The organism is Streptomyces sp. SCUT-3, from assembly GCF_014083985.1.
Taxonomy (GTDB): domain Bacteria; phylum Actinomycetota; class Actinomycetes; order Streptomycetales; family Streptomycetaceae; genus Streptomyces_H; species Streptomyces_H thermolineatus.
In genome coordinates this window covers 1,513,016-1,525,000 of sequence record NZ_CP046907.1, presented here as the reverse complement: position 1 = coordinate 1,525,000, position 11,985 = coordinate 1,513,016, and the positions used below count along the sequence as shown (strand labels likewise).

Annotated in this window: 3 protein-coding genes, 1 tRNA gene and 2 rRNA genes (1 of these 6 running past the window's edge); 5 read left to right on the top strand and 1 reads right to left on the bottom strand. The window is 70.4% G+C overall.

Features of this window, described 5'->3' with window-relative positions:
- The 4 genes from GQS52_RS06585 to GQS52_RS06570 form a co-directional block, all read left to right on the top strand.
- Nucleotides 1–1,562 (top strand): 23S ribosomal RNA (locus GQS52_RS06585) (it extends 1,554 nt beyond the left edge of the window).
- A gap of 92 nt (nucleotides 1,563–1,654) precedes the next feature.
- A 5S ribosomal RNA gene (rrf, locus tag GQS52_RS06580) occupies nucleotides 1,655–1,771 on the top strand.
- Nucleotides 1,772–1,954: 183 nt separating this feature from the next.
- Complete coding sequence (locus tag GQS52_RS06575) at nucleotides 1,955–2,890, top strand: aminotransferase class I/II-fold pyridoxal phosphate-dependent enzyme (protein WP_259370629.1); 936 nt, start codon at nucleotides 1,955–1,957, stop codon at nucleotides 2,888–2,890.
- A 221-nt stretch (nucleotides 2,891–3,111) separates the two neighbouring features.
- Nucleotides 3,112–3,184, top strand: a tRNA-Thr gene (locus tag GQS52_RS06570).
- 124 nt (nucleotides 3,185–3,308) lie between these two features.
- On the opposite strand, the gene GQS52_RS06565 is transcribed toward GQS52_RS06570, so the two are convergent.
- Complete coding sequence (locus tag GQS52_RS06565) at nucleotides 3,309–5,954, bottom strand: SpoIIE family protein phosphatase (protein ID WP_182312275.1); 2,646 nt, start codon at nucleotides 5,952–5,954, stop codon at nucleotides 3,309–3,311.
- Between the two features lie 417 nt (nucleotides 5,955–6,371).
- On the opposite strand from GQS52_RS06565, the gene GQS52_RS06560 reads away from it, so the two are divergent.
- A complete protein-coding gene (locus tag GQS52_RS06560) occupies nucleotides 6,372–11,750 on the top strand; it encodes a HAMP domain-containing protein (protein WP_259370628.1) in 5,379 nt (1,792 codons plus the stop codon).
- Nucleotides 11,751–11,985 lie beyond the last annotated feature (235 nt).

The window sequence follows — 11,985 nt, the reverse complement described above, 5'->3', positions numbered from 1 at the left end:
AGGCCGTGAAGCCGCCGGTGGTCTTCGGACCGCTGGTTGGTGGAGCCGCCGGCCCGAGGGGGTAGTAGGTGAGCGATGGGGTGACGCAGGAAGGTAGTCCAGCCCGGGCGGTGGTTGTCCCGGGGTAAGGGTGTAGGACGCGAGGTAGGCAAATCCGCCTCGCACACAAGTCTGAGACCTGATGCCGAGCCGATTGTGGTGAAGTGGATGATCCTATGCTGTCGAGAAAAGCCTCTAGCGAGCAGCGAAGCGGCCCGTACCCTAAACCGACTCAGGTGGTCAGGTAGAGAATACCGAGGCGTTCGGGTGAACCGTGGTTAAGGAACTCGGCAAAATGCCCCCGTAACTTCGGGAGAAGGGGGGCCACGGCCGGTGACGGGCTTTGCGCCCTGAGCTGGTGGTGGCCGCAGAGACCAGCGAGAAGCGACTGTTTACTAAAAACACAGGTCCGTGCGAAGCCGTAAGGCGATGTATACGGACTGACGCCTGCCCGGTGCTGGAACGTTAAGGGGACCGGTTAGCTCGTCTTCGGACGGGCGAAGCTGAGAACTTAAGCGCCAGTAAACGGCGGTGGTAACTATAACCATCCTAAGGTAGCGAAATTCCTTGTCGGGTAAGTTCCGACCTGCACGAATGGCGTAACGACTTCTCGACTGTCTCAACCACGGGCCCGGTGAAATTGCACTACGAGTAAAGATGCTCGTTTCGCGCAGCAGGACGGAAAGACCCCGGGACCTTCACTACAGCTTGATATTGGTGTTCGGTTCGGCTTGTGTAGGATAGGTGGGAGCCGGTGAAGCATGCACGCCAGTGCGTGTGGAGGCGTCGTTGAAATACCACTCTGGTCGTGCTGGATGTCTAACCTGGGTCCGTGATCCGGATCAGGGACAGTGTCTGGTGGGTAGTTTAACTGGGGCGGTTGCCTCCTAAAGGGTAACGGAGGCGCCCAAAGGTTCCCTCAGCCTGGTTGGCAATCAGGTGTTGAGTGTAAGTGCACAAGGGAGCTTGACTGTGAGACCGACGGGTCGAGCAGGTACGAAAGTAGGGACTAGTGATCCGGCGGTGGCTTGTGGAAGCGCCGTCGCTCAACGGATAAAAGGTACCCCGGGGATAACAGGCTGATCTTCCCCAAGAGTCCATATCGACGGGATGGTTTGGCACCTCGATGTCGGCTCGTCGCATCCTGGGGCTGGAGTCGGTCCCAAGGGTTGGGCTGTTCGCCCATTAAAGCGGTACGCGAGCTGGGTTTAGAACGTCGTGAGACAGTTCGGTCCCTATCCGCTGTGCGCGTAGGAGTCTTGAGAAGGGCTGTCCCTAGTACGAGAGGACCGGGACGGACGAACCTCTGGTGTGCCAGTTGTCCTGCCAAGGGCATGGCTGGTTGGCTACGTTCGGGAGGGATAACCGCTGAAAGCATCTAAGCGGGAAGCCTGCTTCGAGATGAGGGCTCCCACCCCGTGAGGGGGTAAGGCTCCCAGTAGACGACTGGGTTGATAGGCCAGATGTGGAAGCCGGGCAACCGGTGGAGCTGACTGGTACTAATAGGCCGAGGACTTGTCCATAGCTGCTCGCGTTCACTGTGTGGTTCTGAAGTAACGGCCGCCGAGCCCACCCCCGTGCGGGGTTGGTGTTCCGGCCGGCAGCTTCACAGCGTTTCGGTGGTTATAGCGTTAGGGAAACGCCCGGTCACATTCCGAACCCGGAAGCTAAGCCTTTCAGCGCCGATGGTACTGCAGGGGGGACCCTGTGGGAGAGTAGGACACCGCCGAACAAATTGTGCGAGAAGCCCCGTGCGGGGCCCCGTCGAGGGGCCACCGCCCGGGGCTTCTTGTTTTTTGCCGTGTTGCCTTCTGTTCATGTGCTGCTCGGCCTGCCCTTGCCCGCCGTAGGGATGGTGGAACCGATCCCGGCCGGAGGTGACGAGGTGACGTTGGTGAAGACGGCACAGTCGGAAGTGACTGAGTTCGAGGAAGAGTTCGCCGACCTGCTCGACGGTCGGCACAGTGTGGCCCTGGGGGCCGGTGCCGGAGCGGTGCAACTGGTCCTGGCCGCTCTCGCGGTCGGTGTCGGCGACGAGGTCGTCGTGCCCTCCTACGCGCCGGAGGCCGTCGCCCGGGGGGTGCGCCTGGTGGGCGCGGAGCCGGTCTTCGCGGACATAGAGCCGGACAGCCTCTGCGTGGGCCCGGAGGCCGTCGAGGCGGCGCTCTCCCCGCGGACCGCGGCCGTCGTGGCCGTCCACGCCTTCGGGCACCCCGCGGCGATGGAGCGGATATGCGAGGTCGCACGGAGGCACGGCATTCCCGTGGTGGAAGAGGCGTCCCACGCCCTCGGCGCGAAGCTCCACGGACGCCCGGTGGGGACCTTCGGGACCGCTGCGGTCTTCGGGACGGGGGCCGGCTGCGGTGCGGTCGTCACCGGGGACGCCCGCATCGCCGGCACGGTGCGCGGAGCCAGGGACCGCGCGGGGCGCGGGCCCTCGGCCGCGGAGGCGGCCGAGGGACTGGAGACGCTGCGGCGGACGGCCGGACTGGTGGCCAGGCGCCGGGCACTCGCCAGGGTGCTGGACGGGGGTTTGAGGAACCTGGGCACGCCCCGCGTCGCCGACGGGGCCCACCACGCCTACCACTGCTACCCGGTGCGCGTGCCGGGCAACGGCCGGCCGGACCGCGACGCGTTCGCCCGTGCGCTTGCGGCCCGCGGCGTGGGCGCGTCCGCGGTGTGGCCCACCCCGGTGCACCGGATGCGCGAGTACCGCGGGAAGGACGTGCGCCTGCCGGAGACGGAGCGGGCGGTCGAGCAAGTGCTGTGCCTCCCGGTGGACCCGATGCTCACCGAGCGCGGGCTGGGACGGATCGTCTCCGCCTGCAACTCGCTCGGCGGACTGCTCTGACCCCTTGCGGGAGGAGGACGGCGCCGGGCGGTGACCGTCGGGTTCGGCGGTGCCGAACCCGCGGGCCCGGTATGCACGGGCGCGCACGTGCCGGCCGCGCGCGGACGCCGGAGGGCAGCGGGACACCGCTGTCCGTCGTCGCCGGGCGCTGCGGGAGGGGAGTTGAGGGGGCGGATTTCCTCACCGGGGAGTCGGTGGGTTAATATCTTTCCAGCTCGCCCGCCCCAATAGCTCAGTCGGCAGAGCGTCTCCATGGTAAGGAGAAGGTCTACGGTTCGATTCCGTATTGGGGCTCTGCAGTTGGGAACGGCCCCCGCCGATGAGGCGGGGGCCGTTCTCGTTGTGGCCGCACCCGCACCCGCATCCGCCCCCGTTGCCTCGGGGCAGGTGCGGCACGGGGAGGGCCGTGCCGCGCGGTTCAGGCGTCCTGCGGCTCGGGGACGCGCATGGCCAGGATCGCCATGTCGTCGGAGGGCGCGTCGGCGGCGAACCGTTCGACGGCCCGCAGGACGCGGGCGGCGACGGCTCCGGCGGTGAGGCCGGTGCACTGGGAGAGGACCTCGGCGAGGCCGTCGTCGCCGAGCATCCGGTCCCCCTCGCGGCGTTCGGTGACTCCGTCGGTGACGCACAGCATGACGTCACCGGGGTCGAGTTCGAAGGTCTGCTCGTACAGCTCGAGGTCGTCCATGACGCCCAGCAGGGGCTGCGGGTCGGCGGCGGTCTCCACGGTGCCGTCCTGACGGAGCCTCAGCGGGAGCGGGTGGCCCGCGCAGACCATCCTCAGGACCGCGCCGCCGCCCTCGCGGGGGCGCAGCCGGCCGTAGAGGAGGGTGAGGAAGCGGCTGCGGCTGCCCTCGTCGAGGATGGCCGCGTTGAGCCGCTCCAGGACGGCGGGGCCGTCGAAGCCCTCGCGGGCGAGCAGGCGCAGGGAGTGGCGGGCCAGGCCCGTGACGGCGGCGGCCTCGGGGCCGGTGCCGCAGACGTCCCCGATGGCGAAGCCCCAGCAGCCCTCGCTGATGGGGAACAGGTCGTAGAAGTCGCCGCCCACCTCGTTGCCCTCGCCGGCCGCCTGGTAGATGACCTCGACCTCGACGCCGGGGACGGTGGGCAGCTCCGGCGGCAGCAGGCTGCGCTGCAGGGACTGGCTGATTGCGGTGCGCTCGGAGTACAGGCGGGCGTTGTCCAGGGCGAGGGCGGCCCGGCGGGAGAGGTCCTCGGCGAGTTCGACGATCTCCTGGCGGAAGCGCTCGTCGGCGGGCTTGCCGAGGGTGAGCATGCCGATCACGCGGTTGCGGGCGACCAGGGGGAGGACGACGGTCTCGCCCCCCACGGCGGAGGCGGTGGCCAGCGCGGTGCCCGGGCCGGTCGCGGGGCGGCCGGGCTCGCCGAGGCCGATGCTGCGCAGGGAGGCGCGCAGGGCGGAGGAGTGGGCGGCCTCCGACGGTGCGGTCCAGATGCGGGCGCCCGGCGTGGGGTCGGGGGAGGGCGGGTCGATCTTCGACAGGAGGGCCTTGAGGCCGTCGATGCGGTCCTCGTCCTCGTGGAGGACGAACGCCAGCTCGGGTTCGGCCTGTTCGGCGATGGTGTAGACGGCGCACCAGCTGGCGAGGGTGGGGACGGTCATCTGGGCCATCAGGGCCAGGGTCTGGTCGCGTTCGAGCGTGCCGGCGAGGAGGTCGGACGCCTCGACGAGGAAGGACAGGGAGCCGCGGCGGAGCTTCTCCAGCTCGGTCAGGCGGGCGCTCTCGACGGCCAGGGCGATGCGGTCGGCGGCGAACTGCAGCCGCAGGGCCTCTTCGTTGGTGTAGCGGCCGGGGACCTCGGAGGCGACGCCGAGCGACCCGGTCAGGCGGCCCTCGACCTTGAGGGGGACGGTGACCACCGAGCGCATCCCGGTCCCGGCGAGGAGGGGGACGGCGCCGGGGACGACGGTGAGGTCCTCGTGGACGGCGGGCATGCGGGCGCTGCCGTAGCGTCCGGTGCCGGCCTCGACGGGGACGCGGGCGAAGCGCTGGCGGGAGGATGGCAGGCCGGTGGAGGCGCGGACCTCCAGCTCGGTCTCGTCGTCGGTGGCGAGCAGGATGTAGGCGGAGTCGCCGTCGAGCATGTCGCGGGCGCGTTCGACGGTGCGCTGCAGGAGTCCGTCGAGGTCGTCGGGGGCGGGGGAGCCGATGAAGACCTCGAAGGGGTCGGTGTGCTTGCCGCGGGGGTCGGCGGGCCGGCGGTTCGGGTCGCCGGAGGAGGGGCCGCGCTGGGGGGTCTGCAGGACGGCGCGCTCGTGGTCGCGCACGAGCAGGCAGACGCTGGAGGGCTCGCCGGAGGAGTCGCGCACCCGCAGGTGGGAGCCGTAGACGGGCTGGACCCGACCGTCGGCGCCGCGGATCCCGTAGGAGCCCTCCCAGCGGGACAGGTTCAGGGCCTCGGCCAGGCCGATGCCGGTGCCGGGGGTCTGGGGCCAGGCGGCGAGCTCGGTCAGCTGCCTGCCGAGGACCTTGTCCGCAGTGTGGCCGAACAGTTCCCGGGCGTCGTCGTTCCAGGAGACGACGGAGCCGGTGCGGTCGACCTGGACGACGGCGACGCGGACCCGCTCGTCGGTGACGGGCAGCGCGGCGGTGGGCACGGCGGGGCCGGCCCAGCGGGTGCCGGCGGGGCGGTCGGGCAGGTCGAGGAGGAACCACACCTGCTTGTGCGTGGGGGTGTACTCCACGCCCCAGCGGCTCGCGAGGGCGGCGCACAGCATCAGGCCGCGGCCGCCCTCGCGGTCGGGGTTGCTGCCGGCGGCCAGGGCGCTCTCGAGGAGGGGGACCTCGCGCTCGGGGTAGCGGTCGGCGACCTCGATGCGCACGGCGCCGTCGTGGCGCAGGCACTCCACGTCGGCCCAGGTGCCGGCGTGGACGACGGCGTTGGTGACGAGCTCGCTGGTGAGGACGACGGCGTCGTCGACGACGTCGGAGAAGCCCCAGCCCTGGAGGGTGTCGCGGACGAAGGCGCGCGCGGTGGCGACGGAGCGCCCGACGGGCTCGAATGTGGCGGCTGCCCGCGCGGTGATCACAGGTCTCCTCATGCGTGTCTGGTCGCTGCCCGGGTACTCCTGCTTCCCGTGGCCGCCCGGTCCGGGGCCGGGTTCGTGCAAGAGAGTGCCCCCTGTCACTTTCCGTGCAGGTGTACGCCGCGCCCGCGTCGGGCAGCCATGTGCCAGGTTACTTACCCTTGGCCCCGTGTTGTGCCCCGGTTGCCCGTGTTTCCGCCTCGGGAGGTGGTGCGGGGGCGCGTGCGCGCTGCCGAAGTGTTATGGCCGGGCGACACCGGGATGAAACACTGGAGCGTGCCCCTGCGGCGCACTGCCCGGTATGTCGGTCGACCCTTCGGGAGGGACACGGTGGAGTCTGGCGCATCGACGCGAGGAGGCGCGGCCGCTCCGGCGCGGTCGGCCTCGGCACGCGCGAGGGGCGGACAGGCCCGCGGCAACGGGACCACCGAGGTGGAGACCGCTGCCCTGAACAGGCTCGTGGGCGCTCTGACCGCCATGCGGGACGGCAACTTCCGCAAGCGGCTGACGGTTTCGGGCGACGGGCCGATGGCGGAGATCGCCGCGCTCTTCAACGAGGTCGCCGACCGCAACCAGCACCTGACCGGGGAGCTGGCCCGGGTGCGGCGCGTGGTGGGCCGTGAGGGGAAGGTCACCGAGCGCCTGGAGCTGGGCGTCTGCGAGGGGGCGTGGGCGTCCGCGATCGAGGCGTCCAACGCGCTGGTGGAGGACCTGGTCCGGCCGGTGTCGGAGTTCGGCAGGGTGCTGTCGGCGGTCGCCGAGGGCGACCTGGAGCAGCGGATGGACCTCAGGGCGACGGGGCCGGACGGGGCGGCGCACCCGCTGCGCGGCGAGTTCCTCAAGGTCGGCCGCACGGTCAACGGGCTGGTGGACCAGCTGTCGGTGTTCACCGACGAGGTGACCCGGGTGGCCAGCGAGGTGGGCACCGAGGGGAAGCTGGGCGGCCAGGCGCGGGTGCGGGGGATGTCGGGGTCCTGGAAGGACCTGACGGACTCGGTCAACACGATGGCGTCCCGGCTGACCGCGCAGGTGCGCGACATCGCCCTGGTGACCACGGCGGTGGCCAAGGGCGACCTGTCCCGCAAGGTCACGGTGCACGTGGCGGGCGAGATGCTCGAGCTGAAGAACACCGTGAACACGATGGTGGACCAGCTGTCCGCCTTCGCCTCGGAGGTGACCCGCGTCTCGCGCGAGGTGGGCACCGAGGGGGAGCTGGGCGGCCAGGCGCAGGTCCCCGGCGTCGCCGGGGTGTGGAAGGACCTGACGGACTCGGTCAACACGATGGCCGGGAACCTGACGGGCCAGGTGCGCGACATCGCGCAGGTGACGACGGCGGTGGCCAACGGCGACCTGTCGCAGAAGGTCACGGTGAGTGCCCGCGGCGAGGTGGCGCAGCTGGCGGACACGGTCAACGCGATGACCGAGACGCTGCGCACGTTCGCCGGCGAGGTGACGCGGGTGGCGCGCGAGGTGGGCGCGGAGGGCCTGCTGGGCGGCCAGGCGCAGGTGCCGGGGGCGGCCGGGATCTGGAAGGACCTCACCGACTCGGTCAACACCGCGTTCCGGAACCTGACCGGTCAGGTGCGCGACATCGCGCAGGTGACGACGGCGGTGGCCAACGGCGACCTGTCGCAGAAGGTCACGGTCGACGTCTCCGGCGAGATGCTGGAGCTGAAGAACACCGTGAACACGATGGTGGACCAGCTGTCCGCCTTCGGCGCCGAGGTGACGCGCGTCGCGCGGGAGATCGGGGTCGAGGGGGAGCTGGGCGGCCAGGCGCAGGTGCCGGGGGCCGCCGGCACCTGGAAGGACCTCACCGACTCGGTCAACACCGCGTTCCGGAACCTGACCGGTCAGGTGCGCAACATCGCGCAGGTGACGACCGCGGTGGCCAACGGCGACCTGTCGCAGAAGGTCACGGTCGACGTCTCCGGCGAACTGCTGGAGCTGAAGAACACCGTGAACACGATGGTGGACCAGCTGTCGTCGTTCGCCGCGCAGGTGACGCTGGTGGCCCGGGACGTGGGCACCGAGGGCCGCCTCGGGGGCCAGGCCCGGGTGGACGGGGTCAGCGGCGTGTGGAAGGACCTGACGGACTCGGTCAACTTCATGGCGGGGAACCTGACCAGCCAGGTCCGCCAGATCGCGCAGGTGATGACCGCGGTGGCGCGCGGTGACCTGTCGCAGAAGATCGAGGTGGACGCGCGGGGGGAGATCCAGGAGCTGAAGGACACCATCAACACGATGGTGGACCAGCTGTCCTCCTTCGCCGACCAGGTGACCCTGGTGGCGCGCGAGGTGGGCACCGAGGGCCGCCTCGGCGGCCAGGCGCAGGTGCCGGGCGTGGCCGGTGTGTGGCGCGACCTGACGGACTCGGTGAACGGCATGGCCGGGAACCTGACGGGTCAGGTGCGCAACATCGCGCAGGTGGCGACCGCGGTGGCGCGCGGTGACCTGTCGCAGAAGATCGAGGTGGACGCGCGGGGGGAGATCCAGGAGCTGAAGGACACCATCAACACGATGGTGGACCAGCTGTCCTCCTTCGCGGAGCAGGTGACGCGGGTGGCCCGGGAGGTGGGCACCGAGGGCATGCTGGGCGGCCAGGCGGACGTCAAGGGCGTCTCGGGCACCTGGAAGGACCTCACCCAGTCGGTGAACCTGATGGCGAACAACCTGACGTCGCAGGTGCGCAACATCGCCGAGGTCACCACGGCGGTCGCCCAGGGCGACCTGTCGAAGAAGATCACCGTGGACGCCAAGGGCGAGATCCTGGCGCTGGTGACCACCGTGAACACGATGGTGGACACCCTGTCGGACTTCGGCGACGAGGTGACGCGGGTGGCGCGCGAGGTGGGCACCGAGGGCAAGCTCGGCGGCCAGGCGCGGGTCCGCGACGCCTCCGGCATCTGGAAGGACCTGACCGACAACGTCAACCTGATGGCGAACAACCTCACCGGCCAGGTGCGCAACATCTCCCAGGTGGCCACGGCGGTGGCCAACGGCGACCTGACGAAGAAGAGCACCGTCGAGGCGAGCGGCGAGATCGCCCAGCTGGCGCAGACGATCAACTCGATGGTGGACACGCTCTCGTCCTTCGCCGCCGAGGTGACGCGGGTGGCGCGCGAGGTGGGCACCGAGGGCCGCCTCGGCGGCCAGGCCCGGGTGCCGGGCGTGGCCGGTGTGTGGCGCGATCTGACGGACTCGGTGAACGGCATGGCGTCGAACCTGACGGGCCAGGTCCGCAACATCGCGCAGGTGACCACGGCGGTGGCCAACGGCGACCTGACCAAGAAGATCGACGTGGACGCGCGCGGGGAGATCCTGGAGCTGAAGACGACCATCAACACGATGGTCGGCCAGCTGTCCGCCTTCGGTGACGAGGTGACCCGGGTGGCCCGGGAGGTGGGCACCGAGGGCAAGCTCGGCGGCCAGGCGCGGGTGCCGGGGGTCTCCGGGATCTGGAAGGACCTGACCGAGTCGGTGAACCTGATGGCGGCCAACCTGACCTCCCAGGTGCGCAACCTGACCCAGGCGGCCACCGCGGTCACCCGCGGCGACCTGAACCTGCGGATCGACACCGACGCCTCCGGGGAGATCCTGGAGCTCCAGGACAACATCAACACGATGATCGCCAACCTGCGGGAGACGACGCTCGCCAACAAGGAGCAGGACTGGCTCAAGGGCAACCTCGCGCGGATCTCCGGCCTGATGCAGGGCCGGCGCGACCTGGAGGACGTCGCCGCCCTGATCATGAACGAGCTGACCCCGGTGGTCTCCGCCCAGCACGGCGCGTTCTTCCTGGTCCACCAGCTCGGCGAGCAGCCGGAGATCGGGGCCGGGGAGGGCGAGGGCTGGGAGCTGCGCCTGGCGGGCGGTTACGGCTACTCGCGCCGCTGCCGGCCCACGGTCTTCGGGCCCGGTGAGGGGCTGATCGGGCAGGCCGCGGTGGAGGGCCGGGCGATCCTGATGGAGAACGTGCCGCCGGGCTACCTGAAGATCTCCTCCGGCCTGGGGGAGGCCCCGCCGGCGCACGTGGTGGTGCTGCCGGTGGTCTTCGAGGACCAAGTCCTGGGCGTGATCGAGCTGGCCGCGTTCCAGCCGTTCACCCAGATCCAGCAGGACTTCCTGAACCAGATCGCCGAGATGATCGCGGTCAGCGTCAACACCATCAGCGTCAACACCAAGACGGAGAGGCTGCTCGCCCAGTCCCAGGAGCTGACCGCGCAGCTGCGCGAGCGTTCGGCGGAGCTGGAGAACCGGCAGCAGGAGCTGCAGGAGTCCAACGCGGAGCTGGAGGAGAAGGCGGCGCTGCTGGCCCGTCAGAACCGCGACATCGAGATCAAGAACTCCGAGATCGAGGAGGCCCGGCAGGTCCTGGAGGAGCGGGCCGAGCAGCTCGCAGTCTCGATGCGCTACAAGTCGGAGTTCCTGGCCAACATGTCGCACGAGCTGCGCACGCCGCTGAACTCGCTGCTGATCCTGGCCAAGCTGCTCGCCGACAACGCCGACGGCAACCTGTCCCCGAAGCAGGTGGAGTTCGCCGAGACCATCCACGGGGCGGGCTCGGACCTGCTGCAGCTGATCAACGACATCCTGGACCTGTCGAAGGTCGAGGCGGGCAAGATGGACGTCAGCCCGACCCGGATCGCGCTGGTGCAGCTGGTGGACTACGTGGAGGCGACGTTCCGTCCGCTGACGGCGGAGAAGGGCCTGGACTTCGCGGTGCGGGTCTCGCCGGAGCTGCCGGCCACCCTGCACACCGACGAGCAGCGCCTGCTGCAGGTGCTGCGCAACCTCTTGTCGAACGCGGTGAAGTTCACCGACACCGGGGCGGTCGAGCTGGTGATCCGCCCGGCCGGCGCGGACGTGCCCGCGCAGATCCGCGAGCAGCTGCTGGAGGCGGGATCGCTGCGCGACGCCGACGACGAGCTGATCGCGTTCTCGGTCACCGACACCGGCATCGGCATCGCGGCGAGCAAGATGCGGGTGATCTTCGAGGCGTTCAAGCAGGCGGACGGGACGACCAGCCGCAAGTACGGGGGGACCGGCCTGGGCCTGTCGATCAGCCGGGAGATCGCCCGCCTGCTCGGGGGCGAGATCCACGCCGACAGCCAGCCCGGCAGGGGCAGCACCTTCACCCTGTACCTGCCGCTGGACTCGGGCGGGCTGCCCCCGCAGGGCTTCGGGCACCCGGTGCCCGAGGGCGCCGGGCTCGCCGAGCTCACCGGGGGGGACCTCGGGGCGGACGGCGCCGGGCCCGCGGCGCAGGAGCCGTACGGCCGCAGGGCGGGCGGCCTGGCGGGACGGCGGCGCCGGGCGGAGCTGCCCGCCCCCTCCCGGGCGGAGGAGGCGCCCGGGGTCCGGGACGGGGCGCCGGCGCGCGACTCGTGGGTGTCCACGGCCGGGTCCGGCTCCGGGAGCGCCCCTTCGGGGAGGTTCCGGGGCGAGAAGGTGCTCATCGTCGACGACGACATCCGCAACGTCTTCGCGCTCACCAGCGTGCTGGAGCAGCACGGCCTGACGGTGCTGTACGCGGAGAACGGCCGGGAGGGCATCGAGGTGCTGGAGCAGCACGACGACGTCGCCCTGGTGCTGATGGACATCATGATGCCGGAGCTGGACGGGTACGCCACGACGGCCGCCATCCGGCGGATGCCGCAGTTCGCCGGGCTGCCGATCATCGCGCTGACCGCGAAGGCGATGAAGGGCGACCGGGAGAAGAGCATCGACTCGGGCGCCTCGGACTACATCACCAAGCCGGTCGACACCGACCACCTGCTGGGCGTCATGAGGCGGTGGATGGCGCGTTGAGGGCGGGCCGCCGCCCTCGCGGGGCCGGGGCCGAACGGGTGAATACCTCGGCCACCGGGGGGTATGGTCCCAGCCCCGGGCCGGTGTTCGACGCAGCCGGAACGGGAACCATGCCGTTTTGCCGGACGTTGAGGACAAGTGCACAGTGACATGGCAGTGACAGGGTGTGGCGGACGGCGGGGTGCGGCTACCATGACCGGCACAAGGACGGGCGGCGACCAGGAGCCGTCCCTGG